28 protein-coding genes and 2 tRNA genes are annotated in these 24,332 nt (G+C 70.5%); 20 read left to right on the forward strand and 10 right to left on the reverse strand.

Annotation, left to right across the window (positions count from 1 at the left end; translation table 11 throughout):
• Positions 1–36 precede the first annotated feature (36 nt).
• The 6 genes from J8M50_RS10270 to rfbB all read right to left on the reverse strand — a co-directional run bounded on the left by J8M50_RS10270 (position 37) and on the right by rfbB (position 5,292).
• The gene (locus J8M50_RS10270) at positions 37–933 is read right to left on the reverse strand and encodes a glycosyltransferase family 2 protein (protein ID WP_010355341.1); all 897 of its coding nucleotides are present in this window, start codon (positions 931–933) and stop codon (positions 37–39) included.
• Entirely contained in the window at positions 930–1,694 is a 765-nt protein-coding gene (locus J8M50_RS10275; protein WP_010355342.1) for a glycosyltransferase family 2 protein, read from the reverse strand. Before J8M50_RS10275 ends, J8M50_RS10270 begins: the two co-directional genes overlap by 4 nt.
• A complete protein-coding gene (locus J8M50_RS10280) occupies positions 1,691–2,074 on the reverse strand; it encodes a DUF2304 domain-containing protein (RefSeq protein WP_223786188.1) in 384 nt (127 codons plus the stop codon). The genes J8M50_RS10275 and J8M50_RS10280 overlap by 4 nt, the downstream gene beginning before the upstream one ends.
• Positions 2,075–2,204: 130 nt before the next feature.
• Complete coding sequence (locus J8M50_RS10285) at positions 2,205–3,470, reverse strand: polysaccharide biosynthesis protein (protein ID WP_010355344.1); 1,266 nt, start codon at positions 3,468–3,470, stop codon at positions 2,205–2,207.
• Positions 3,467–4,306, reverse strand: coding sequence for a dTDP-4-dehydrorhamnose reductase (gene rfbD, locus J8M50_RS10290; protein ID WP_010355345.1), 840 nt, complete (start codon positions 4,304–4,306; stop codon positions 3,467–3,469). The genes J8M50_RS10285 and rfbD overlap by 4 nt, the downstream gene beginning before the upstream one ends.
• Positions 4,303–5,292: a dTDP-glucose 4,6-dehydratase gene (rfbB, locus tag J8M50_RS10295; protein ID WP_010355346.1), complete on the reverse strand. Its 990-nt coding sequence runs from the start codon at positions 5,290–5,292 to the stop codon at positions 4,303–4,305. Before rfbB ends, rfbD begins: the two co-directional genes overlap by 4 nt.
• A 136-nt stretch (positions 5,293–5,428) precedes the next feature.
• Between rfbB and rfbA the strand changes: the two genes are divergently transcribed.
• From rfbA to J8M50_RS10340, 9 genes are all read left to right on the forward strand, one after another.
• Entirely contained in the window at positions 5,429–6,298 is an 870-nt protein-coding gene (rfbA, locus tag J8M50_RS10300) for a glucose-1-phosphate thymidylyltransferase RfbA (RefSeq protein WP_010355347.1), read from the forward strand.
• Between the two features lie 18 nt (positions 6,299–6,316).
• The gene (gene rfbC / locus J8M50_RS10305) at positions 6,317–6,922 is read left to right on the forward strand and encodes a dTDP-4-dehydrorhamnose 3,5-epimerase (protein WP_010355348.1); all 606 of its coding nucleotides are present in this window, start codon (positions 6,317–6,319) and stop codon (positions 6,920–6,922) included.
• 68 nt (positions 6,923–6,990) lie between these two features.
• A complete protein-coding gene (gene proB, locus J8M50_RS10310) occupies positions 6,991–8,121 on the forward strand; it encodes a glutamate 5-kinase (RefSeq protein WP_010355349.1) in 1,131 nt (376 codons plus the stop codon).
• 203 nt (positions 8,122–8,324) lie between these two features.
• A complete protein-coding gene (locus J8M50_RS10315; RefSeq protein ID WP_029184087.1) occupies positions 8,325–8,750 on the forward strand; it encodes a DUF8830 family protein in 426 nt (141 codons plus the stop codon).
• Positions 8,751–8,810: 60 nt separating this feature from the next.
• On the forward strand, positions 8,811–10,094 hold the full coding sequence (locus J8M50_RS10320; RefSeq protein ID WP_010355351.1) for a glutamate-5-semialdehyde dehydrogenase: 1,284 nt from the start codon (positions 8,811–8,813) through the stop codon (positions 10,092–10,094).
• 100 nt (positions 10,095–10,194) lie between these two features.
• Positions 10,195–10,737, forward strand: coding sequence for an SCO2584 family spore wall biosynthesis protein (locus tag J8M50_RS10325; protein ID WP_010355352.1), 543 nt, complete (start codon positions 10,195–10,197; stop codon positions 10,735–10,737).
• A 77-nt stretch (positions 10,738–10,814) separates the two neighbouring features.
• Positions 10,815–11,885, forward strand: coding sequence for an SCO2583 family membrane protein (locus tag J8M50_RS10330; RefSeq protein WP_010355353.1), 1,071 nt, complete (start codon positions 10,815–10,817; stop codon positions 11,883–11,885).
• 72 nt (positions 11,886–11,957) lie between these two features.
• Entirely contained in the window at positions 11,958–12,239 is a 282-nt protein-coding gene (locus J8M50_RS10335) for a type II toxin-antitoxin system Phd/YefM family antitoxin (protein ID WP_223786189.1), read from the forward strand.
• A 4-nt stretch (positions 12,240–12,243) separates the two neighbouring features.
• The gene (locus J8M50_RS10340; RefSeq protein ID WP_010355355.1) at positions 12,244–12,525 is read left to right on the forward strand and encodes a type II toxin-antitoxin system RelE family toxin; all 282 of its coding nucleotides are present in this window, start codon (positions 12,244–12,246) and stop codon (positions 12,523–12,525) included.
• Between the two features lie 91 nt (positions 12,526–12,616).
• On the opposite strand, the gene J8M50_RS10345 is transcribed toward J8M50_RS10340, so the two are convergent.
• Positions 12,617–13,708, reverse strand: coding sequence for a M48 family metallopeptidase (locus J8M50_RS10345; RefSeq protein WP_029184089.1), 1,092 nt, complete (start codon positions 13,706–13,708; stop codon positions 12,617–12,619).
• A gap of 141 nt (positions 13,709–13,849) precedes the next feature.
• Between J8M50_RS10345 and J8M50_RS10350 the strand changes: the two genes are divergently transcribed.
• The 7 genes from J8M50_RS10350 to J8M50_RS10380 all read left to right on the forward strand — a co-directional run bounded on the left by J8M50_RS10350 (position 13,850) and on the right by J8M50_RS10380 (position 18,018).
• Complete coding sequence (locus tag J8M50_RS10350) at positions 13,850–14,002, forward strand: hypothetical protein (RefSeq protein ID WP_010355358.1); 153 nt, start codon at positions 13,850–13,852, stop codon at positions 14,000–14,002.
• A 131-nt stretch (positions 14,003–14,133) separates the two neighbouring features.
• Positions 14,134–14,298, forward strand: coding sequence for a hypothetical protein (locus J8M50_RS10355; protein ID WP_029184090.1), 165 nt, complete (start codon positions 14,134–14,136; stop codon positions 14,296–14,298).
• Between the two features lie 45 nt (positions 14,299–14,343).
• A complete protein-coding gene (gene nadD, locus J8M50_RS10360) occupies positions 14,344–14,970 on the forward strand; it encodes a nicotinate-nucleotide adenylyltransferase (protein WP_029184091.1) in 627 nt (208 codons plus the stop codon).
• A gap of 25 nt (positions 14,971–14,995) precedes the next feature.
• Entirely contained in the window at positions 14,996–16,666 is a 1,671-nt protein-coding gene (locus tag J8M50_RS10365) for an LCP family protein (RefSeq protein WP_010355361.1), read from the forward strand.
• Between the two features lie 75 nt (positions 16,667–16,741).
• A complete protein-coding gene (gene rsfS, locus J8M50_RS10370; RefSeq protein ID WP_010355362.1) occupies positions 16,742–17,179 on the forward strand; it encodes a ribosome silencing factor in 438 nt (145 codons plus the stop codon).
• A complete protein-coding gene (locus J8M50_RS10375) occupies positions 17,176–17,847 on the forward strand; it encodes a histidine phosphatase family protein (protein WP_029184092.1) in 672 nt (223 codons plus the stop codon). The genes rsfS and J8M50_RS10375 overlap by 4 nt, the downstream gene beginning before the upstream one ends.
• Positions 17,848–17,945: 98 nt before the next feature.
• Positions 17,946–18,018: transfer RNA gene (locus tag J8M50_RS10380), tRNA-Ala, on the forward strand.
• Here J8M50_RS10380 and J8M50_RS10385 read toward each other — a convergent pair.
• A complete protein-coding gene (locus tag J8M50_RS10385) occupies positions 18,000–18,917 on the reverse strand; it encodes a helix-turn-helix transcriptional regulator (protein ID WP_010355364.1) in 918 nt (305 codons plus the stop codon). The two genes, J8M50_RS10380 and J8M50_RS10385, sit on opposite strands and share 19 nt — an antisense overlap.
• 105 nt (positions 18,918–19,022) lie before the next feature.
• On the opposite strand from J8M50_RS10385, the gene J8M50_RS10390 reads away from it, so the two are divergent.
• The 4 genes from J8M50_RS10390 (at position 19,023) to J8M50_RS10405 (ending at position 21,080) form a co-directional block, all read left to right on the forward strand.
• A complete protein-coding gene (locus J8M50_RS10390; RefSeq protein WP_078480949.1) occupies positions 19,023–20,453 on the forward strand; it encodes an MFS transporter in 1,431 nt (476 codons plus the stop codon).
• 69 nt (positions 20,454–20,522) lie between these two features.
• The gene (locus J8M50_RS10395) at positions 20,523–20,696 is read left to right on the forward strand and encodes a hypothetical protein (RefSeq protein WP_010355366.1); all 174 of its coding nucleotides are present in this window, start codon (positions 20,523–20,525) and stop codon (positions 20,694–20,696) included.
• Between the two features lie 3 nt (positions 20,697–20,699).
• Entirely contained in the window at positions 20,700–20,933 is a 234-nt protein-coding gene (locus J8M50_RS10400; protein ID WP_003976229.1) for a hypothetical protein, read from the forward strand.
• 74 nt (positions 20,934–21,007) lie between these two features.
• Positions 21,008–21,080, forward strand: a tRNA-Ala gene (locus J8M50_RS10405).
• A 112-nt stretch (positions 21,081–21,192) separates the two neighbouring features.
• On the opposite strand, the gene J8M50_RS10410 is transcribed toward J8M50_RS10405, so the two are convergent.
• Both J8M50_RS10410 and J8M50_RS10415 read right to left on the reverse strand, forming a co-directional pair.
• Entirely contained in the window at positions 21,193–22,818 is a 1,626-nt protein-coding gene (locus J8M50_RS10410) for an NADH-quinone oxidoreductase subunit NuoF family protein (protein ID WP_010355367.1), read from the reverse strand.
• Positions 22,815–23,984, reverse strand: a complete 1,170-nt coding sequence (locus J8M50_RS10415; protein ID WP_010355368.1) for a hypothetical protein — start codon at positions 23,982–23,984, stop codon at positions 22,815–22,817. The genes J8M50_RS10410 and J8M50_RS10415 overlap by 4 nt, the downstream gene beginning before the upstream one ends.
• Between the last annotated feature and the right edge of the window lie 348 nt (positions 23,985–24,332).

Genomic DNA, 24,332 nt, shown 5'->3' on the forward strand with positions numbered 1-24,332 from the left:
CATCGGGTGCTTCTTTGCGGTTCTTCGGCCGAGCCGTTACTCGGCCCGGGTCAGCGCGTACCCCAGCAGCCTGCGCACCGCGTCCGAGCGGCGCTGGCGCAGGGCGCCCGGCAGCATCGTCAGCGCGTGCAGCCGCATCGACAGGTGACGGCGCGCGGCCTTGGCGGCCTTGTGCCAGCCGTGCGCGTCCAGATCGTCGGCGACCTCGTTGAAGAACCGCACCGCCTCCCCGAACCGCGACCCGGTCGCCGCCTCCGAGGAGGACAGGGACGCCGAGTGACGGCGGTAGCGGAACGCCGGGGCCGGGTCGACGACGAGGGACTCGCCGCGCCGGATCAGCTCGATGATCAGCGCCAGGTCCTGGATGACGGAGAGCTCCTCGCGGAACCCGATCGCCTTCACCGCGTCCGCACGCCAGCAGATCGACGGGAAGTACAGCCAGTTCCCGCCCAGCAGATTCGCGGCCAGCGGCTCGCCGGACAGCACCAGGCGCTTGCCGTCACTGGTCTTCGGCGCGTACAACCGCCGCTTCACCTCGTCGCCGAGCGTCGTCACCGGCTTGCCGTGCTCGTCGATGACCTCGACGCCGGGCTGGTAGATCGCGGCGCCGGGCTCGGCCTCGATCGCCGCGCGCAGCGTCTCGACGTACGTCGGCATCATCAGGTCGTCGCTGCCGAGCATCGTGAAATGCGTGGCCTCCACGAGGTCCACGCACTTCTGGAAGTTGCGGGTGATGCCGAGGTTGACCTCGTTGCGCAGATAGCGCACCCGCTCGTCGCCGAGGGCGGCGAACCACTCGGGGACGTCCGGCTCGCGGCCGTCGTCGACGACGGTCAGCCGCCAGTCCTTGTCGGTCTGGTCCAGCACACTCTGCACGGCCGCCTGCATCAGGGCGGTGTCGCCGTAGTGCGGCAGCATGATGTCGATGGTCACGAGGCCTGCTTCTCCAGTGCCTTCTGCTGGGACCGCTTGCGCGCCGGGCCCAGTGCGGAACGGCGGCTGAACGCCAGCAGCAGGATCATCCCGATCCGGCCCAGGTACATCGTCGCCTTCCACGGCGACTGGCTCGGCGTGCCGGTGGTGCGCGCCCGCATCGCGACCGGCACCTGCTCGACCTTGTACCCGGCGCGCACCACGGCGATCGTCGACTCGACGGTGTCGCCCAGGTACTCCACGGGGTACCAGCGCGCGAACGCGTCGATCAGATCGGGCCCGCAGGCCCTGAAGCCCGAGGTCACGTCGGTCAGCTTGGTGCGGGCCATCCGCGACAGCCAGAACGCGAGGACGAGCATCGCCCAGCGGCGCGGCCCGCGCGCCTCGTACTCGCCGGTCCCGGCGAACCGGGCGCCCATCACGAGGTCGGCGCCCGCGTCCAGGCGCGCGATCAGCTCCGGGACGTTGCGCGGGTCGTGCTGGCCGTCCGCGTCGACCTGGATGGCGATGTCGTAGCCCCGGTCGTGCGCGAACTTGTAGCCGGCGCGCATCGCGCCGCCCACGCCGAGGTTGTACGGCAGCTTCATGACCGTCGCTCCGGCGGCGCCCGCCACCTTCGCGGTCTCGTCGCCCGAGCCGTCGTCGACCACCAGGATGTCGACCCCCGGCAGCGTCGCGTAGACCTCCTTGACGACGTCGGCGACGCCCTCGGATTCGTTCCACGCGGGCATGATGATCAAGACGCGCTTGCCGTCGATCACTTGAGCCTCCCCGAGTCCCCCGAGGCGACGGTCGCATCGCCCTCGGACAGTTGTTGGCGCAGTTCCTGGACGTCGACGCGCAGCAGCGCGACCTCCTCGGAGAGCGTCCGCCCCTCTTCTTCGAGGTGCCCGACCTCCCAGCTGAGCTGGAGGCAGACGATGAAGAGGAAGGCGACGCTGAGGAAGAGGATCAGGCTCACACCCGAGCGGACCCCGACGTTCCGCGCCACCCAGTCCAGACCGGAGGGGAAGAAGCCGAGCGGGATGATCACCATGCCGGTGAACACCCACAGGAACGCGTACTTCTCCTTGAGCTTGCGGCGGCGCAGGAGTTCCACGATGCAGAGCACCAGGAAGACGCCGGTGACCGACGTCAGCATCCACAGTTGCATGGCTAGAGGGCCTGTCTACTCTTCCGGAAGGTGGACGGCCACAGAAGGGGACCGTCGGACTGTGATCCACTGCCCGTCACGGTGACTACCCAGAGTGAGGGGAAGATGGTCACTCTCGTCAGTGCGGCGAACGGTAGCCTACACGAGCTCGAACAACGAGTGACATGAAGGCGACGACGGCGAAAGACCCCGCCGCATAAGCCACCTCCACCCGCGTCCGCAGCTCCAGCGAGCTGAACGTGACCGCCAGCAGCACCGCCGTGCCGACCACCCACGCCAGCAGCTGCTTGCGCGCGCCCCCGCTCGTCAGCAGGGCCTGGCCGAGCACCATCGCGAGCATGTACAGGGTCGTCCCGAGCGACAGCCACGCGAAGTCGACGGCCGTCAGCACGTCCGGCGCCCCGAACAGCGCGGGCAGCAGCGCCGGGCCCAGCGCGGTCGCGCCGATCCCGCCCGCGACCCCGAGGCCGCCGGTGATCGTCGCCGCCCGCAGCAGGAGCCGCCGGTAGCCCGCCCAGTCCTGCTCCGCCGCCGCCGAGGAGAGCCCGGCCAGCAGCGACACCTGGAACGCCCCGAACACGAACAGCGGGACGCGGGCCACCACCAGCGCCGACAGCAGGGCCGCGACCAGGGCGTCGTCGTTCGTGGAGATCAGCTTGGTGCTGATCACCGCGATGTTCACGAGGAGTTGGGCCAGCAGCGTCGAGCCGACCAGCAGGCCCAGGTGCTCGATCAGGTCCCGCCAGTGCGCCGGGGTGCCGTGGTGGCTGCCGCTCAGCACCGGCTTGATCGTCAGCAGCACGGCGATCAGCGGGGCGACCGTGAGGACGGCCGCGAACGCGAACACCGACTTCACACCGGCCACCGCGAGGATCCCCGGCAGGATGATCCGCAGCGCCCCGTCCAGGCCGAGCTGGGTGCCGTACGCCTGGAAGCGGCCCAGGCCCGCGAGGACGCCGCGCGTGACGTACGCGATCGCGAGCGCCGCGAACGCGCCGCCCAGCGCCAGGACGAGAGCTTCGTCGCCGTGGAAGAAGACGTCCGCGACCTTCGCCGAGAACACCGCGAGCGGCACCAGCACCAGGGCGAGCAGCCCCAGCGACAGCGCGGCGCCGCGCCGCAGCACCGGTGCCACGCCGTCGCCGTGCACGACACGGGACGCCACGAGGCGGGTGATCTCCTGCTCGACCGGGAAGAACAGGCCGAGCCCGATCGACGACACGACCGTCCACAGCACGGAGAAACTCGCCATGTCGTCGACGTCGAGCGTGTGCCCGGCCGCCGCGAGATGCACGTAGCTGGCGATGCCGAGCAGCGCCGTCCCCGCCCCGACGAACGCCGTTCCCGTCGGCAGGGCGGTGGTGATCCGGTCCAGCAGACTCACGCGAGCACCTTCAGCGCCTGGGCCAACTGGTCCTTCCAGTGCGGCTGTCGGGCGATCCCGACGGCGTCCCACCGGTCGTGCGCGAGGACGCTGTACGACGGCCTGCGGGCCGGCCGGACGAACTTCTCGGACGTCGTCGACCGTACGCGCTCCGGGTCCAGGCCCGACAGCTCGTACGCGGCACGCGCCAGGTCGAACCAGGTCGCCGTGCCGGACGCGGTGCCGTGGTAGACGCCGGCCGGAGCCTGGCTCTCGCCCAGCGCCGCGATCTGCTCGGCCAGGGCCACCGTCCACGTCGGCTGGCCGCGCTGGTCGTCCACGACCTCGACCGTGTCCCGGGACTCGGCGAGCTTCAGCATCGTCGAGACGAAGTTGCGGCCGTGGGCGCCGTACAGCCACGCGGTCCGCACGACGTATCCGGAATCCGGCAGCAGCATCTTCACGGCATCCTCACCCACCAGCTTGCCGCGCCCGTAGGCGTTGAGCGGGGCGGTGGGGGAGTCGTGGCGGTAGGGCTCGGTGGCGTCGCCGGGGAAGACGTAGTCCGTGGAGACCTGGATGAGCCTGGTGCGGCCGGGCACGCAGGCCTCGGCCAGGACGCGTACGGCTTCGCCGTTCACGCGGGTCGCGGCGGCCTCGTCCGTCTCGGCGCCGTCCACGTCCGTCCACGCCGCCGCGTTGACCACCACGTCGTGGCCCTCGACGGCCGCGCGGACCGCCGCCGGGTCGGTGATGTCCAGGTCCGCGCGGGTCAGCGCGGTGACCTCGCCCTTCAGGGTGGCGACGAGGTCCCGGCCGAGCATCCCGCCCGCGCCGGTGATCAGCCAGCGCGTCATGCCGGAAGCGCCGCCTTCGCCTTGAGCGGCTCCCACCAGGCGCGGTTGTCGCGGTACCACTGGACGGTCGAGGCGAGACCCTGCTCGAAGGTCACCAGCGGCTCGTAGCCCAGCTCGCTGCGGATCTTCTCGATCGACAGGGAGTAGCGCAGGTCGTGGCCCTTGCGGTCCTCGACGTGCTCGACCATGTCCCAGCCCGCGCCGCAGGCGTCCAGGAGGAGACCGGTCAGCTCCTTGTTGGTCACCTCGGTGCCGCCGCCGATGTGGTAGACCTCACCCGGCCGGCCGCCGCGCAGGACCATCTCGATGCCCCGGCAGTGGTCGGAGACGTGCAGCCAGTCCCGGATGTTCAGGCCCTCGCCGTACAGCGGGACCTTCTTGCCGTCCAGCAGGTTCGTCGTGAACAGCGGGATCATCTTCTCCGGGAAGTGGTACTGCCCGTAGTTGTTCGAGCACCGGGTGACGACGACGTCCATGCCGTGCGTGCGGTGGTAGGACAGGGCCAGCAGGTCGGAGCCCGCCTTCGACGCCGAGTACGGCGAGTTCGGGGCCAGCGGCCAGTCCTCGGTCCAGGAGCCCTCGCTGATCGAGCCGTACACCTCGTCGGTGGAGACGTGCACGAAGCGGGCCACGCCGTGCCGCTTGGCGGCGTCCAGCAGGACCTGCGTGCCCAGCACGTTCGTCGTGACGAACGGGGAGGCGTCCGCGATCGAGCGGTCCACGTGGGACTCGGCCGCGAAGTGCACGACCGCGTCCTGGCCGCGCATCACGTCGTCGACCGTGGCGTAGTCCCGGATGTCGCCGTGGACGAACGTGTAGCCCGCCTCGTCCGCGACCGGGGCCAGGTTCTCCTGGTTGCCGGAGTAGGTCAGGTTGTCCAGGACCGTGACCTGCGCGCCCTCACCTGAGGGCAGCTCGTTGGAAAGCAGGGCCCGCACGAACTGCGAGCCGATGAAGCCGGCGCCGCCGGTGACAAGAATCCTCATAAGAACCCGCATTCTAGGCCGTGGGGGTCGGGCGCTGTTCCACGGCTGTTGGCATCGTGTTTGTTGTGCGCACTGTGCCCGATGAGGCCACCGCCGGGACAATCGGGGGTCCCCACCTGCCGTAGGGTGCTTGTCCATGCGTGGAATCCTGCTCGCCGGTGGTACCGGTTCCCGACTGTGGCCGATCACCCGTGCGGTGTCGAAACAGCTCATGCCGGTCTTCGACAAGCCGATGATCTACTACCCGCTGACCACCCTCGTGCTGGCCGGCCTGCGGGACATCCTGATCATCACCGGCCCCGACGAACGACCCCAGTTCGAGCGGCTCCTCGGCGACGGCTCCGACTGGGGCCTCAACATCGAGTTCGCCACGCAGGAGAAGCCGAACGGCATCGCCGAGGCGTTCCTCATCGCCGAGGACTTCATCGGTGACGAGTCCGTCGCGCTCATCCTCGGCGACAACATCTTCCACGGCGTCGGCCTCGACCGGCAGCTCGTGCGCTACGCCGAGCCCGAGGGCGGCGTCGTCTTCGCGCACGCCGTCTCCGACCCGACCGCGTACGGCGTCGTCGACTTCGACGAGGACGGCCGCGCCCGCTCCATCGAGGAGAAGCCGGAGCGGCCGAAGTCCCGGTACGCCGTCCCCGGGCTCTACTTCTACGACAGCCGCGTCGTCGAGATCGCCAAGGGGCTCGCGCCCAGCGCGCGCGGCGAGCTGGAGATCACCGACGTCAACAAGTACTACCTCGACCGGGGCGAACTCCAGGTCTCCGTCCTCGACCGGGGCACCGTCTGGCTCGACACCGGCACCTTCCAGTCCCTCGTCCAGGCCTCCGAGTTCGTCCGCGTCGTCGAGGAACGCCAGGGCATGAAGATCGGCTGCATCGAGGAGGCCGTCTGGCGGGCCGGGTTCATCGACGACAACCAGCTGCGCTCCCTCGCCGAGCCGCTGCTCAAGAGCGGGTACGGCGACTACCTGCTCGACCTGCTCACGTACGAAGCCTGAGAGAAGGACCCTGTTTCCATGAAGGTCAACCCGCTTTCCATCGAGGGCGCCTGGGAGTTCGTACCGCAGCAGTTCGGCGACGCCCGGGGCATGTTCATGGAGCTGTACAAGGCCGAAGCGCTGGAGGAGGCGGTCGGCCACGCCCTCGACCTGCGGCAGGCCAACCTCTCCGTCTCGGCGGCCGGAGTCGTGCGCGGCATCCACTTCGCGGACGTGCCGCCGAGCCAGGCGAAGTACGTGACGTGCGTGAAGGGCGCGGTCCTCGACGTCATCGTCGACATCCGCGTCGGCTCCCCGACGTTCGGCAAGTGGGAGGCGATGCGCCTCGACGACGAGACCCGCAACGCCGTCTACATCTCGGAGGGCCTGGGCCACGGCTTCTGCGCCCTCACCGAGGGGGCGACGGTCACGTACCTGTGCTCCGAGGGCTACGCACCGCAGCGGGAACGGGGCCTGCACCCGCTGGACGCGGAACTCGGCGTGGAGTGGCCGGTGCCGGGCGAGCCGGAACTGTCGGCGAAGGACGCGGAGGCTCCGACGCTGGCGGAGGCGAAGGAGCTGGGGATCCTGCCGAGGTACGAGGACTGCGTGGCGTACAGGCGTTCACTGGCTTCCGCACTCTGAAACAACCGCGCACCACCCCAATCTCCTCACGTACATTGCGAATCCCAGACGCACGTGAGGACACGCAGGTGACAGCGGCAAGGCAGCGGGTAACAGACGCACGCAGGATCGTCGTAAAGGTCGGTTCCTCCTCACTCACCACCGCCTCCGGCGGCCTCGACGCCGACAGAGTCGATGCCCTGGTCGACGCCCTTGCAAAGAACCGCAGCGGCGGCGAGAAGGAGATCGTCCTGGTCTCCTCCGGCGCAATCGCAGCGGGCCTCGCCCCCCTGGGATTGCGCCGCCGCCCCAAGGACCTCGCCCGCCAGCAAGCGGCAGCCAGCGTCGGCCAGGGCCTCCTCGTCGCCCGCTACACCGCCTCCTTCGCCCGCCACGGCGTAAGAGTCGGCCAGATCCTCCTCACCAGCGACGACATGAGCCGCCGAGCCCACCACCGCAACGCGTCCCGCACCCTGGACAAGCTGCTGGCGATGGGCGCGTTCCCGATCGTCAACGAGAACGACACGGTCGCCACGGACGAGATCCGCTTCGGCGACAACGACAGGCTCGCGGCCCTGGTAGCCCACCTGGTCCACGCCGACCTCCTCGTCCTCCTCTCGGACGTGGACGGCGTGTACGACGGCGACCCCGGCAAACCGGGCACGTCGAGGATCGCGGAGGTCCACGGCCCGGCGGACCTCGCACACGTGGAGATCGGCAGCACAGGCAAGGCGGGCGTCGGCACGGGCGGCATGGTCACGAAGGTCGAGGCGGCCAGAATCGCCGCCGCGGCCGGCATCCCGGTCGTCCTGACCAGCGCGGTCTTCGCCGCGGAGGCACTCACCGGCGGCGACACGGGCACGTACTTCCACCCCGCCGGCAAGCGCTCGGCGGACCGCCTGCTCTGGCTCCAGCACGCCTCGACCCCCCAGGGCTCGCTGACCCTGGACGACGGCGCGGTCAAGGCCGTCGTGGAGCGCCGCACCTCGCTCCTCCCGGCGGGCATCGCGGCGGTGGAGGGCGACTTCAGCGCCGGGGACCCGGTCGAGCTGCGGGACGCGAGCGGGCGGGCCGTGGCGCGGGGGCTGGTCAACTTCGACGCGAAGGAGATCCCGCAGCTGCTGGGCAGGTCGACGCGGGAGCTGGCGCGGGAGCTGGGCGCGGCGTACGAGCGGGAGGTCGTGCACCGGGACGACCTGGTGGTGCTGGCCCCGTCCTGAGAGGTGTGCCGGGCGGGAACAGGGGCACAGGAGACGGGAACAAGGGCACGGGAGAGCCGTCCGACCGTCGTCTTGTCGTACGAGCGTCATGGCATCCGTTCGAACGGCTCCCGTACCGCCGGGGGACGTTCCGTGAAAGTGGCCCGCGGACGGCGGCGGCCTGCTCAACTGTGTTCCAGGTGCAAGCTGTCAAGGAGGCCGTCGTGAGTCGAACGCGCCCCGGGCCGACGGTCCGTGGGGGACTGACCAGCGTCGTGGCGGGTGAGACGTACCAGGAACCGAAGGATCTCCCCCGCCTCTGGCACGTCACTCTCAGCGTCTCCGGCGCGGCCGTCCCGGTGAAGGACCTGCGCCGGGGTCTGGAACAGCTCGCCCACGACCACCCCTTCCTCCTGACCAGCCGCTACGCCCCCGACCACGCGGAGATCCGCTACTGGGAGGAGGCCCGCGACCTCCACGACGCCGCCGCCGTCGCCCTGCGCCTGTGGGGCGAACACCGCCAGACCGCCAATCTGCCCGCCTGGGAGATCGTCGGCCTGGAGGTCATCAACCGCGAGACCTACCACCAACGGGTGGCGGAGGGCTACGGCCCCCTCCCGGCGACCCCGGTCGGCGTGCACCCGTTCTGACCCGTCTCGCGGTGTGGACCACGCGCTGGACGCCCTCTCGCGGAGCACTACGCTTCCCCCATGACCACGCTCTCTCCGTACGACGCCATGTCCCCGGTCATCGAGGCCGCCTACCGGGCCAAGGCCGCCGCCGCCGACCTCGCGCCGCTGCCGAGGGCCGTGAAGGACGACGCGCTGCTCGCCATCGCGGACGCGCTGGAGGTGCGCACCGGGGAGATCGTCGAGGCGAACGCGGAGGACGTGGCGCGGGCGCGCGAGGCCGGGACCAGCGAGTCCGTCATCGACCGGCTGACGCTCACGCCCGAGCGCATCCGGGCCATCGCCTCCGACGTACGGGACGTCGTCGCGCTGCCCGACCCGGTGGGCGAGGTCGTGCGCGGCTCCACGCTGCCCAACGGCATCGACCTGCGCCAGGTGCGCGTGCCCCTCGGCGTCGTCGGCATCATCTACGAGGCCCGGCCCAACGTCACCGTCGACGCCGCCGCCCTGTGCCTCAAGTCCGGCAACGCCGTCCTGCTGCGCGGCTCCGGCTCCGCCTACTCCTCCAACTCCGCCCTCGTCCGGGTCCTGCGCGACGCGGTCGGCGGAGCGGGCCTCCCCGCCGACGCCGTACAGCTCGTGCCCGGTGAAAGCCGGGAATCCGTACGGGAGTTGATGCGGGCGCGCGGGCTCGTGGACGTACTCATCCCGCGCGGCGGCGCCTCCCTGATCCAGACCGTGGTGTCCGAGTCGACGGTTCCGGTCATCGAGACGGGGACCGGGAACTGCCACGTGTACGTCGACGCGGACGCCGACCTCGACATGGCGATCGACATCCTCATCAACTCCAAGGCGCAGCGCGTCAGCGTCTGCAACGCCGCCGAGACCCTCCTCGTCCACCAGGACATCGCCCCCGAGTTCCTGCCCCGCGCCCTCGACGCGCTCGCGGAGGCCGGGGTGACCGTGCACGCCGACGAGCGGGTTATGGCGTACGCGAAGGACTCCACCGCGACGGTCGTGGAGGCCACCGCCGACGACTGGGAGACCGAGTACCTGTCGTACGACATCGCCGCGGCCGTCGTCGACTCGCTGGAGAAGGCCGTCGAGCACATCCGGCTGTGGACCTCCGGCCACACGGAGGCGATCGTCACCACCTCCCAGCAGGCCGCGCGCCGCTTCACCCAGTTGGTCGACTCGACGACCGTCGCCGTGAACGCGTCCACCCGGTTCACCGACGGGGGGCAGTTCGGGTTCGGTGCGGAGATCGGGATCTCCACGCAGAAGCTGCACGCCAGGGGGCCGATGGGGCTGCCGGAGCTGACCAGCACGAAGTACATCGTCACCGGGGACGGGCACGTCCGCTGACGGTCTGTCCGGCGTGAGATCGGCGTGAGAGGCGTCTCATCGGGTGGCCGAATATTCATACCGTCTGCCCAAACGGACCCCCCAGGTCTACTCTGGACATGTGCCGGAGGACGTGGGGGGCACGCCGTTCCCTGACGGCGGACAGCCCGACGACGACCACGACCGCGGGGTGTCGGACGAAGAGTTCGCCTCCGTGGTCTTCGACGAGGCCTTCGTGAAGGCGGCGGTGCACCACGAGCCGTCCGCCGTCGAACGCCTCCTGGCCGCCGCCGAGGCGAGAGCCGAGGCCGAGGCGGAGTCCCGCCGCACCAGACCCCGCCCCGAGCGCTACGACGACGGCCCCCGCCGGGACGCCGACGACCTCGATGACCTGGACGACCCCGAGGTCCTCGACGCGCGCTACGGCGCCCCCGCGTCGTACGGCTTCTACGGGGCGTACGGCAAACAGGTCCGCTGGCACCGGCCCGTCGCCTGGCTCCTCGCCCTCGTCATGGGCATCGGCATGGTCGCGCTCGCCTTCACCGCCGTCTACCGGGGCTCCTCCTCGGGCGGCGGCAGCCGGCAGGCGCCGCCCACGTCCACCGGCGCGGACGCGACGCCGTCCGCTCCGCCGGCCGTCTCGGTGGTCCCGCAGGCGCCGTGAGCGGTTGCTGAGAACCTGTCAGAAGTTGTCCTGCGACTGGGCGTTTACCCGAGGCTCCTGAGACCTACTCTGAAGGTATGGGCGGGCCTGGAGACCCACCGGAGGGGACACCCGAGGGCACTCCTGCCGGTGGAGAGGACGAGTACCGATCCGTCGTCTTCGACGAGTCGTTCGTCCGCGCTGCCCGGATCCAGGAGTACTCCGCCCAGGAGCGCATCGGCGACCACGCGCCCGCCGTACGGCGCCGGCCCCCGCCCTTACGCCGGGGACTGACCCGGCAGGTCCTCTTCCTCGCCCTGCTGATCACGATCGCGTTCGGTACGGCCATCTACATGGGGGTCCGCAGCCCCTACCAGTCGCCGGGTGCCCGGCGGGCGGTCGAGCCCCTGCGGATGACCGTCGTGCCGCTCGCCCCGCAGTCTCCCGTACCCGGCGCCGCCGACGCCGGGTATCTCTTCGCGCACAGTCCCGCCGCCGGGTTCAAGACCGGCGCCGACGGGGTCACCCTGCCCGCCGCGCGGCGCACCGCCCACTTCTCCGACAGCCAGGTCGTCACCGCGCTCACCACGGCCAAGGAGTACATCGTCCGCTCGGCGCTGTATCCGGAGGTGATTCTCGGCCAGGAGATCCGCGCGGCCCGGGTCCTGCTCGACTCCGCGCAACTCGACCAGTTCGACGCGAGCTTCACCCACCCCTCGGCCGACGGCCTCCACGCCCCCACGGGCTGGCTGGTCCGCTTCGACCCCCACCAGGTCAAGCTGGCCGACCCCGGCATCCGGGTCCGCGGCACCCTGGGCATAGCCGAGACGGACTCCGAGACCCTGGAAGTCACGGCGGACCACACGTACGTCTACGCCCTCCGCCCCGCATCGGCGTCCGCGGCCCAGGCGTCCCTGTTCACCGTCCGCCGCGAACTCCACTTCCGCTTCGACCAGGACGACCTACGCCTACGCCAGACCCAACTCCTGGTCTCCTCGATCCAGGCGGGCCCCCTGGCCTGCTCCTCGGACGCGATCGGCTACCTACGCCCGCTCCTCGCGGGCCAGACGGCAGGCACAGCGGGCCCAGCGGGAACGGACCCGTACGGGACGGGGAGTACGGCGGCGTTGTGTGGGACGTTGGCGGGGGGTGCGCTGCCGAAGGTGTGAGAGAACCGGCCGGTACCGAGGGTTCTTCGGCCTAGCCCCGCAGGGTTCATGTACATCTAGTACATTGGGTGCATGAGTGATCCGGTGGTTGAATCCATGGCCGAGGTCCGTAGTCACCTCGCTGACGTCATCGATCGTGCTCGCCGGGAGGAGACCCCGACGATCATCACCCGGCGCGGCAAGCAGGAAGCCGTCGTGATCGACATCCAGGAGTACCAGCGCCTGCGTGAGGTCGCGGAGAACGCCGAGGAGGCGTGGCTGAACCGGCTGGCCGACGAAGCCGAGTCCGAGGGCGTGCAGGGGTCGGTCTCGCTCGAAGAGATGGCCGCCTTGCTCCGTACCCACCAGGGGTGACCTCGTGGGGTACGCCACACGTTTCACGCCGCACGCGCAGCGGGGCATGCTCAAGATCCCGCGCCCGGATGCCCTCCGTGTCCTGCATCGCCTCGCCGAACTCCAGAAGGCGATGGACGCGGGGGACACCACCGCGTTCGACATCAAAGCGCTCCAGGGACACAGTGCCCGTTGGCGGCTCAGGGTCGGTGACTATCGCGTCGTCTACACCGTCGAGGACGGTCGACTGATCGTGTGGGTCCTGGCCGTCGGCAACCGCCGCGACGTTTACCGCCAGGTTCCGTAGCCCTCGAATCATCGGCAGGCGTACGGCATCGTGAAGTGGAACCCCGTACCGGCCACCCGAAAGCAGCCGATACGAGGATGCCCCCGAAGTCCTACTGCTCGTCCCCCTCGGTATCCGTCTGCGGCCGGTCCTTCGTCGGCGTCGAAGTCCGCCCCCCGAACCCCCGCCGCACCCGGCCGCCCAAATCGCCCGCGCCGCCGGCGATGTCGGTGACCAGCTTCATCAGCGGGTCCTTCGAGTTCTTGACGTTGGACGCGTAGCTGGCCGCCGATTCGCGGAAGGAGTCCGTGACCGACGTGTCCTTGTCCTGTGTGCGGCGCGGGTAGTGGCCGTCCATGATGCGCTGGTAGTCGCGGGACTCGGCCCACTTCTTCAGCTCGGCCGCGCGGACGGTCGTGAAGGGGTGGGAGCGGGGCAGGACGTTGAGGATCTTGAGGACGGAGTCGCGGAGGTCGCCGCCCTCCTCGTACTCCTCGGCCTGCTTCAAGAACGCGTCGACGTTCATCTCGTGCAGATGGTTGCCGCCCGCGATCTTCATCAGGCCGCGCATGGACGCCTGGAGGTCCTGGCCGACGAGCAACCCGGCGCGGTCGGCGGAGAGTTCGGACTTGCGGAACCATTCGCGCAGCGCCGTCACGATCGCCATGATCGCGAGGTTGCCGAGCGGGATCCAGGCGACCCGGAGCGCGAGGCTCGTGAGGAAGAGCAGGATCGTGCGGTACACGGAGTGGCCGGAGAGCGCGTGGCCCACCTCGTGGCCGACGACCGCCCGCATCTCCTCCTCGTCGAGGAGTTCGACGAGGCCCGTGGTGACGACGATGATCGGCTCGTCGAGACCGATGCACATCGCGTTGGGCTGCGGGTCCTGGTTGACGTACATCGCCGGGACCTTCTCCAGGTCCAGGATGTCGCAGGCGTCCCGCAGCATGTCGTTGAGGTGCGCGAACTGCTGCTCCGAGACGCGGACCGAGTCGGAGAGGAAGAGGAGGCGCAGGCTGCGCTCCGGAAGGAGCCCGCTGAGCGCCTTGAACACCGTGTCGAAGCCGCTCAGCTTGCGCAGGGCGACCAGGGCGGAACGGTCGGCGGGGTGTTCGTAGGCACGCGAGGAGATCTCCGGGAATCGCCTGCGCTGCCTGCTGGGCACGTTCTCGTGGCCGCTCTGCTCTTGGCCGTCGTCGGACATGTCGTCCCCCATGTGCGAAGTGGAGTGAGCCGCTTACGGCCCCTTTGCTGACCCTTGTGCGGTCTTTTATGCCCCCGAGGCTGCTGCCAGCCTAGGCGGAGTTACGGTGGACGGGCACTACATCTAAAGGAGTCCCGCACCATGGAGCACACCCCCGCCGCCTGGCTCGCCGCAGCCGCCGCCGACCAGCAGGGGCCGGGGAACCTGCTCCGGATCGTGCTTCTCGTGATGGTCGTGGGCTGTGTGCTGACGGGGTGGTTCCTGCTGCGGGGCTACAAGCGGAAAGACGACTGACACCCCGCGAAAGTTCCCCGCGCCCCTCGCTCTGTTTCCCGATGGCGGAGTCGGCGTGATCGCCGACGGCCCGTCCCCGTACCATGGGCGGACGTCTTTACTCCGCCCACACTCGGATAGGTCTGCCGAAGATGAGCCTTCACAGCACCGCAGTTCAGTTGGTCACCCTCGCCGCCGAGGGCGAGGAGCACGGTGGCAACCACCAGAGCCTGGACCCGCTGGTCACGGGCGGTGCCGCGTTCGGCATCCTGCTGCTCCTGCTGTGGATCACCACCCGCTTCAACCGCGACCGCTGAGACACCCCGGCCGGCCCCTCACCCGGTGCCGGTAGGGTCTGCCGCATGGGAGAGCAGGACATGCCTACCGGCCCGTCGACCCCGGGCAAGCGCCGCCTCGGCGTCATGGGCGGGACGTTCGATCCGATCCACCACGGACACCTCGTGGCGGCCAGTGAGGTCGCCGCGGCGTTCCACCTGGACGAGGTCGTGTTCGTCCCGACCGGCCAGCCCTGGCAGAAGAGCCACCGCGCGGTCTCCCCGGCGGAGGACCGCTACCTGATGACGGTCATCGCGACCGCCGAGAACCCCCAGTTCTCGGTGAGCCGCATCGACATGGACCGCGGCGGCCCCACCTACACCGTGGACACCCTGCGCGACCTGCGTGCCCTCAACCCGGACACGGACCTCTTCTTCATCACCGGCGCCGACGCGCTCGCGCAGATCGTCACCTGGCGCGACACGGACGAGCTGTTCGCGCTGGCGCACTTCATCGGCGTGACCCGGCCGGGCCACAACCTCGCCGACCCCGGCCTGCCCGACGGCATCGTCTCCCTCGTCGAGGTCCCCGCGCTCGCCATCTCCTCCACCGACTGCCGCACGCGCGTCGCGAAGGGGGACCCCGTCTGGTACCTGGTGCCGGACGGCGTCGTGCGCTACATCGACAAGCGCGAGCTGTACCGCGGCGAGTGAGGCGAGCAGGCCGAGAGGGGCACCGGTGAACAACCGTTACGACGCGGACCAGTCGGACGACGAGGAGACCCCGTACGTCGTGGTCGGCTACGACGACTACGGCCGCCCGGTCTACGGCCGCCCCCAGCAACAGGTCCCCCAGCAGCAGCCCTACGACCCGTACGCGGCCCAGCAGCAGGGTCAGACGTACGACTATTACGGCCAGCAGCCCGCCTACCCCCAGCAGCAGTACGGCCAGCAACAGCCGTACGACCAGCAGGGCTACGGCTACGACGCGTACGGCACCCAGCCCTCGTACGACGCGTACGGCCAGCAGACCGCGACGGACACGAACACCGCCTACATCCCGCCCCAGCAGTCCACCCCCGTCGAGGAAGAGGCACCCCCGGCGCCCGCCGAGGACGCCCCCGCACAGGAGCAACCGGACTACAAGACCGAGCAGTTCGCGTTCGTCGAGGAGCCCACCGCGGACTCCGAGGACGTCATCGACTGGCTGAACTTCACCGAGAACCGCACGGAACGCCGCGAGGAGGCCAAGCGGCGTGCGAAGGGCCGGCTCGTCGCGCTCGTCGTCGTCCTCGCGCTGACCGCCGTCGGCGGCGTCGGCTATCTCGCGTACGCCGGGAAGCTCCCCGGCCTGTCCTCCTCGGACAGCAAGGCCACCGCCACGACCGGCGGCGCCGCGCAGAAGCGGGACGTCGTCGTCGTCCACCTCCACGACACCGCGAAGGGCGGCACCTCCACGCTGCTGCTCGTCGACAACACGACCGCGAAGCGGGGGACGACGGTCCTGCTGCCGAACTCCCTCGTCGTGACCACGGACGACGGGAACAGCACGACGCTCGCGAAGTCCGTGGACGACGACGGCTCGGCGGGCACCCGCGACGCGCTGGACACCGTCCTCGGGACGAACATCGAGGGGACCTGGCGCCTCGACACCCCCTACCTCCAGAACCTCGTCGACCTGGTCGGCGGCATCGAGGTCGACACCGACGCGACCGTCCCCGACCCGGCCTCGAAGAAGGGGGAGGCGCTGGTCAACAAGGGGGAGAAGCAGTCGCTCAGCGGCAAGATGGCCGTCGCGTACGCCACGTACCGGGGCGAGGAGGAGAAGCAGGACGCGCAGCTCGCCCGGTTCGGGCAGGTCGTGCAGGGGGTGCTGCGCAAGGTGTCCTCCGACGCGCAGGCCGCGACGATCACCGTCCAGACGCTCGCGCAGATCCTCGACCCGTCCCTCACGGACAAGGACCTCGGCGCCTTCCTCGCGAACCTCGCCTCCCTCGCCAAGGGCGGCGACTACAAGACCGACACCCTCCCGGTCCAGAAGGACGGCACGCTCAGCGCCGAGGCGAGCACCGAGGTCGTCAAGAACGTCCTCGGCGGTACGGCGAAGAGCCCGGACCCCGGCGCGGCCGTCCGCGTCTCCGTGCAGAACGCCACCGGGAAGAAGGCCGACTCCGAGGACGCCCGTGTCGTCCTGCTCAACGGCGGCTTCACCGTCCTCGACGGCGGCACGGTCACCTCGACCGCCTCCGCCTCGTCCGTCACCTACAGCGACGACGCCGAGAAGAACAACGCCACCGAGGTCGCCAAGACGCTGGGCCTGGCCGCCGGCGCCGTCAAGAAATCCGCGGCGGCGTCCGGCGGGGACGTCACCGTGATCCTGGGGAAGGACTACAAGCCGTCGGCGTCCTGATCTTCGTCGCGTGAGCGCGCTCGGCGGGCCGTGAGACCCTTGAGGGGTAACCGACCGTCTAGGGAAAGCCGTGCAGTGACCGCCACCGACCGCTCTGTCCACCTCATCTCGGCCGCCGCGCAGGCCGCGGCCGACAAGCTCGCGCACGACATCATCGCCTACGACGTGAGCGATGTGCTCTCCATCACCGACGCCTTCCTGCTCGCGTCGGCACCCAACGACCGCCAGGTCAAGTCGATCGTCGACGAGATCGAGGAGCGGCTCAGCAAGGAGCTGGGCGCCAAGCCGGTACGCCGCGAGGGCGACCGCGAGGCGCGCTGGGTGCTGCTGGACTACGTCGACATCGTCGTCCACGTCCAGCACAGCGAGGAGCGCGTGTTCTACGCGCTGGAGCGGCTCTGGAAGGACTGCCCCGAGCTCGACCTCCCCGAGGACGCCAAGGCGACCCGCGGCAAGGGCGCGGAGCACGCCAAGCTCCAGGCTGCCGAGGACAGCGCCGGCGGTGAGTGGTGAGCGCCACGGGTGAGGTCGCCGACGGCAGGCCCGGCCGGGGGCGCCGGGTCATCCTGTGGCGGCACGGCCAGACCGCGTGGAACGTCGAGCGCCGCTTCCAGGGCACGACGGACGTCGCCCTGACCGAGACCGGCGTCGCCCAGGCCCGCCGCGCCGCCCGCCTGCTGGCCTCCCTCACGCCGGACGCGATCGTCGCCTCCGACCTCTCCCGCGCCGCCGACACGGCCGCCGAACTCGCCGCGCTCACCGGCCTCGACGTCACCCACGACGAGGCGCTGCGCGAGACGTACGCGGGCGCCTGGCAGGGGCTGACGCACGAGGAGATCGTCGCGCGGCACGGCGCCGAGTACACCGCGTGGAAGCGCGGCGAGCCGGTGCGCCGGGGTGGCGGCGAGCTGGAGACCGAGGTCGCCGACCGCGCGGCTCCCGTCGTCCTGCGTCACGCCGAGAAGCTGCCCGACGACGGGACGCTCGTCGTCGTCAGCCACGGCGGCACGATCCGTACGACCATCGGGCGCCTCCTCGGGCTCGACTCCGGGAACTGGGAGTCCCTCGGCGGGCTCTCCAACTGCTGCTGGTCCGTCCTCGGTGAGGGCGCTCGCGGCTGGCGGCTGCTGGAACACAACGCCGGAACCCTCCCGGAACCGGTCCTCGGCGACGACGACTGAGCGTCCCCGGCGGCCCGCACCCCGGATTTCACTTTCCGGCAGGTCGCAGGCTAAAGTTCTTCTTGTTCGCCCGGCCAGACGGAACGGGAAGAACGCGAGGGGCTATAGCTCAGTTGGTAGAGCGCCTGCATGGCATGCAGGAGGTCAGGAGTTCAATTCTCCTTAGCTCCACTTCTCAAGATCCCGTCCCCGGTGGGGGCGGGATCTTTCGTTGTCAACTGCCTCGTCCGCTCCGCCGATTCCTCGTCGCTGGGTGTGTAGACGACGATCCGGCACTCCGGCATTCCGTCGATCGACAGGGACATCGACGTCATCCGCAGCTCGCCGACACCGCAGTTGCGGAAGACCTTCACGCGGCGGCCGGGTTCCACCACGTCGCCGGATTTCCAGAGGCGGGCGAACATGGGGCTGGCCTCCGAGAGGCCGGTCACGAAGGTCTCCCAGGCCGGTTCGCCGGCGTGCAGGCCGTACGCGGAGCGCATCGTGGCGACCATCACCGGGAGTTCCTGGTCGCGGAAGGCGAGGGGGCACTCCTCGTCCCTCGCGGTGAACAGGCGCCACAGGGCGTTCGGTACGCCCTCCCCGGCGCGGAAGAACAGGGCCCGGTACGGGGTGTTGGTGGCGAGGATGTCGTAGCGGGCGTTGTAGACCACCGCCGGGCGCGGGGCGAGGGCGTCGAGGATGCCCTGGACCTCCGGGGGGATGCAGAGGACCTCGGCCTCCGGGTGGGCCGTGAACGGGACTTCCGCGAGGTGGTAGAGGTGCTCGCGCTCCGGCTGGTCGAGGCGCAGGGTCCGCGCGATCGCGTCCAGGACCTGCGCGGAGGCGTTGATCGGGCGGCCCTGTTCCAGCCACGTGTACCAGGTGACGCCGACGCCGGAGAGCTGGGCGACCTCCTCGCGGCGCAGGCCGGGGGTGCGGCGGCGCAGGCCGGGGGCCATGCCGACGTCCGCCGGGGTGAGGCGGGCGCGGCGGGTGCGCAGGAAGGAGGCCAGCTCGGGGCGGCGGCGCTGGGCGGGGCGTGCGGGTGCTGGTGCCGTCTCCATCGTTCCCATCGTCACGTCCCCCATCCTCGAACTCCCTCCCGTTTTACGCCAGTTGCTTTCCTAGTGGTGTCAGTACCAGCATCAGTGGGCTCTCGGCACCCGTACCGAACCGGGGTCACGCTCTGGGGCATGACCACCACACCACTTGCTCCAAGTAGAACCCCCGCCACTGACAGTGGCTCCGGGCGGCTGCTCGCCGCCGTGCTCGCCGCTCTCTTCATGGCCCTGCTCGACGTCTTCATCGTCAACGTCGCGGCCCCCACGATCGGTTCCGACCTCGGTGCCTCGGGAGCCGAACTCCAGCTCGTCGTCGCCGGGTACGCGATCACGTACTCGGTCCTGCTGATCACCGGCGCCCGGCTCGGGGACCGGTTCGGGCACGGGCGTGTGCATCTCGCCGGGCTCGCGCTGTTCACCGGGGCGTCGCTCGCGTGCGGGCTCGCGCAGGGGGTCGCCGAGCTGATCGTCTTCCGGCTGGTGCAGGGCGCCGGGTCGGCGGTGATGATTCCGCAGGTGCTGAGCATCGTCCAGCGGTCGTTCACCGGGGAGGCCCGGGTGCGGGCGCTCGGGGTGTACTCGGCCGTCCTCGCGGTCGGCGCTGCGGCCGGGCAGGTCGTCGGCGGGGTGCTGGTCAGCGCGGACCTGTTCGGGACCGGGTGGCGGCCGGTGTTCCTGGTGAACGTGCCGGTCGGGCTGTTCCTGCTGGTCGTCGGGCCTCGCGTGCTCCCGCGTGCGGGTGGTGCCGGGGCCGCGCGGGGGCTCGACTGGCCCGGACAGGTCCTGTTCGGGGCGGCCGTGTCGCTCGTCACCGTCCCGCTGGTGCTCGGGCAGGAGGAGGGCTGGCCGGCGTGGTCCTGGCTGTCGCTGGCCGCCGGGGCTGTGGTGTTCGCCCTGTTCTGCGGGCACGAGTCGAGGCTCGCCCGGCGCGGGGGCGTACCGCTGATCGCGCCCCGGGTGCTGCGCCACCCCGGTACGGCCCTGGCCGTCGTACGCATCGCGGCCGTGATGGCCGTCAACGGGGGGTTCCTGTTCGTCCTCACGCTGCATCTCCAGGCCGGGCTCGGGTACAGCGCGCTGCGTGCGGGGCTGACGTTCGGGCCGACCGCCGTGGTGTTCGGGGTGGTCGGGCTGACCTGGCGGAGGTGGCCGGCCGGTCTCCAACGGGCGCTGGTGCCGGGCGGGTTCGCGCTCGTCGCGGCGGCGGTGGCCGGGGTGGGGCTCGCGCTGCGGGACGGGAGCCATGGCGGGGCGGCCGTGTACGTCGCGTACGCGGGCCTGGGGGCAGGGCTCGCGATGGCCTTCAGCCCGGCCCTCACGCGCGCGCTGGCGGCCGTACGTCCCGAGGACGCGGCGGACGCCAGCGGGCTGCTCGCGACCGTCACCCAGCTCGGGCAGCTCGTCGGGGTCTCGGCCTTCGGCACACTCTTCCTGAACCGCCTTGAGTCACATGGGGGGCCTCGGGCGTATACCTCTTCGGAAGCGCTTCTCGTGTGCATGTACGCGCTTGCCGCGACCGCCGTCGCGGGAGCCGTGTCCGGACTGGTACTGAGGCGTCGCTGACCGTGTCGGTCCGGCCGTGGCAGAATCAAACGGCCGGATGGGAGCGCGGCCCGACGGGAGGGAGCAGTGATGCCTGCGAGCATCCTCGGAGAGGTCGGCCACCTCTCCGATGCGGCGTCGACACGGGACACGGCCACCCGGCTCAGCTGCCCCTCCTGCGGTTCCGCGCACGTCGCACAGGTCCTCGGCGACAACGGCGGGATCTCCTACGTGTGCACGGCCTGCGGCCACAGCTGGAGCTGATCGATGGGTGCACACAGGCGGAAGTGCGACTGGTGCGGGAGCGGCACCCCGATCGTCCGTGACATGGAGCCGGTCAACCCCGACTACCAGTACTGGTGCGAGGAATGCGCGCGGGCGCTGATCATAAAAGGCGACCCCATCGAGACGTACCGCGAACTGGAGGGCGAGCCGATCTACGGCCGCCTCCTCGAAGAGCACTGCACGCTCAAGCGCTTCTACTCCTTCGTCACCGCGTAATCGATTTGGTGGAGCACCCCGGTGACCGTGTAATGTTGGCGTCGCCGCCAGGGAGACCCGGCGGACCGCAGCACGGGGCTATAGCTCAGTTGGTAGAGCGCCTGCATGGCATGCAGGAGGTCAGGAGTTCAATTCTCCTTAGCTCCACTTATCGAGATCCCGCCGGATCCTTCATGGGTCCGGCGGGATTTTTCGTGCCCGCGCGCGAGACGACGACAAAGAAGGGGCCGCCCTCCAGGAGGACGGCCCCTTCGGCGTGTCAGCGGCCCAGTGCCCGCCGTCCCCTGCCCCCGCCGCCCTCGCGGTTCGAGAGGACCGGGAGGTTCTTTGCGGGGGCCTGGCCCCGGGTGTCCTCCTCTATGCGGAGGGCCAGGGCGGGGCAGCGGCGCACCGCGCGTAGAGCTTTGGCTTCTGCGTAGCGGGGGACCTTTGCCTGGGCGACCGTGGGGAAGCCGTCGGCGCCGAGCTGGAAGACCTCGGGGAGGATGTCCGCGCACAGGCCGTGGCCCCGGCACAGGGTCCAGTCGACGAAGATCTTCTGGCGGCTGCCGGAGGCGTCCTCGGCGGGGGCTCCGCTGGTGATGCCGGCCGGCATGTGGCCGTCCTCGAAGAGCGGCAGGACGCCCTCCACAGGCCGTCCGCAGCCGTTGCCGAGGACGTGCGCGGCGAGGTCGTCCGTGAACGCCTTGATGGTCGACTCCAGGAACATCGCGGAGCCGTCGGGGTGCGAGCACGCGCCGCGTCTCTTGACGTTGCGGGCGACCTGCTTGAGGGCCTCCAGGGCGGCGGGACCACCGCCGTTGAGGATGTCCTCCATGCCGCGCGCGGCGGCCGGGAGGCCGAGGTAGCAGGGGCCGCACTGCCCCGCGCTCTCGTCGGCCAGCCACTGCGCCACGCGCAGGGACTCGCCCAGCGGGCACGTCTCCTGACTGATCGGCAGGATCGCGCCCGCGCCCAGCGCGCCGCCCACGGCGTCCAGGGAGTTGCGGGAGACGACGGCCTCGTTGACCGTCGCCGCGTCGATCCACTTGCCGTGGTAGCCGCCCGTCAGCACGCCCTGCGGGACCGGCGGGGCGCCGGCGAGCTGGAGGACGTACCGCAGCGGCACGCCCGTCGGGACCTCGATGACCATCGGGCGGGCCACCGCGCCGGAGACGGTCAGCATGACGGTGCCCGGCTCGTCGTACAGGCCTGTGTTGCCGTACCGCTCCGGGCCGATGCGGGCCGCGATGGCGAGCTGGGCGAAGGTCTCGGCGTTCGACAGGAGCGTCGGGGCGCCGCCGACGCCGTTCTGGGAGGCGCTGGTCTTGCGGCCGGGCGGGATCGCGGGGCCGCCGTCGATCGAGCGGACCAGGGACGCGGCGGCGCCCGTCACCATGCGGATCGGGTTGCGCTGCACGAACGCGCGTAGCGCGGAACGCCGGCTGTCGCTCAGGCCGCGCTCCGCGAGGGCCGCCTCCATCGAGCGCTGCGTCGACTCACGGGTGACCCCCACCACGAGCGTGCGGGCACCCAGCGCCTCGGCGCACAGCAGCGCGCCGTCCAGGATGAGGTGCGGGGCACGGTTGATCATCACCGTGTCCTTGCGGCAGGCCGGCTCGTCCTCGCTGCCGTTGATGACGACGACGGGCCGGATGCCCTTCTTGATCGCCGCGTCCGCGACCGAGCGCAGCTTCTTGTGGAACGGGAAGCCCGCCCCGCCGCGCCCCTTGAGGTTGATCCGCTCGGCGAGTTGCGCGAGCTTCTCGCCGCCGATCGGCTCCAGCGGCCCGTGCACCTTCAGATGCATGGGCAGATCGAGCCGTTCGACAAGGTCGAAACCCGACGTGAGCTGCGGAAGACCGACCACGCGGACCTCTGGGACGTCGGGCAGGGCCTCGTTCACCTATAGCCTCCGGAAGGCGTGTTCCAAGCTTCGCCCGAACCGGGCGTGGGGCCCTGGGCGGCGTTGCCGGGGGCGTTGTCGTAGGGGGCGTTCGGGTTGGGGGTCTCGTACACCGGGATGTTGAACCCGGTGTCCTGCATCGGGTCGTACGCCGACGGCGGGGCCTCCCCGACCGGCGGCGGGGACGGGACGGGCCAGCTCCCCGAGGTGGAGCCGGGGCCGTCCATGCGCGGCATCGCCGCCGTGGCCTGCGTGTCGTACGGCATGTTCGCGCCGTACGACGGCTGTGGCGCCTGCGGGGTGGGCGGCGCGTTGCGGTACGCGGCGGCGAAACCGCCGGCCTCCGGGGCGGGCGTACCGAACAGCGACGACGTCTGCGGAGCCGACGGGCGCTCGCGCTCGGCGCGCGGGGGCCGCTCCCGGGGGCCGGACTCGGAGACCCGCGCGCGGCTCTGCTCCAGGTTGTCGCGCATGTCGCCCTCGGAGCCGATGACCGCGCCGAGGCGGTCGGCGACCTTGCGCTTGAAGGAGCGGGGAGCCGCGCGCAGCGCGAGCGCGGCGATGACGCCGACCAGGCAGAGCTGGTAGCTCATCATGAAGAACGGCTTCGCGGCGCGGCCCGCGAACAGGCCGTGGACCAGGGCCGCGCACAGCGCCGGGTACGCCATCATGTGCATCATCCGCCAGCGCGCGGCGGTCGCCGCCGGGGAGGCGAACTGGTTGCGCAGCGCGCCCGTCACACCGACGAAGATCATCAGCAGCGCGGCGAGCGAGCCGAGGCCGATCAGGCCGCCGATGCCGGTGATGCCGAGGCTGAACGGGATGATCGCGCCGATGAGGGCGGCGTGCCCCAGCGCGACCTTGATGGTGATGTGCACGAGCAGGAACGCGATCGAGGCGACGGCGGTCACCCGGTGGATGCCCTGCGCCAGGATCCGCTGACGGGTGTTGAGGATGAGCCGGTCCTGGGCGACGAGTCCCCAGATCACCGAGCAGGTGAGGCTCACCAGGGAGAGCACGCCCGCACCGAAGTTCAGGAAGTCCTGGAGCCAGGTGCCTCCGAGGACGACCACCACGGGTATGAGGACGAGGACGACAGCCGTCGCGATCCCGTACGCGGACCGCCCCGGCTGGGGGAGCGAGGTGTTACTACGACGAGGGTTCATGGGGGCAACTCCGAGCAGTCCGGGAAAGCGGTCCCGCTGCCGAACTCTAAGTGGGCGCCATACCGATGGGTACGAGTTTGAGTTATTGGGCTGTTACCTAAGGGAGGGGCGGCCGAAGCGATGTCCCTATAGGGGGTGTTGTGTCAGGTAATTTTTGAACGGTAGTCAGTTTTTGCTCCCGTGCTCGCGGTGTCGTACAGCTATACGCAGGTTCGTCGCAGCTTGCTCAAGCCCTGCGGTACCCTGACGACATGCGTGCCGTACGCCTTCTGCTTAGCGGGCCGCGCTGACCAGTCCCGACCGCCACTGAGTGTGGTCGGAGTCGGCGTGGCTTCCCCTCCTGTGCGA

Source organism: Streptomyces acidiscabies (assembly GCF_020010905.1).
GTDB classification, from domain to species: Bacteria; Actinomycetota; Actinomycetes; order Streptomycetales; family Streptomycetaceae; genus Streptomyces; species Streptomyces acidiscabies.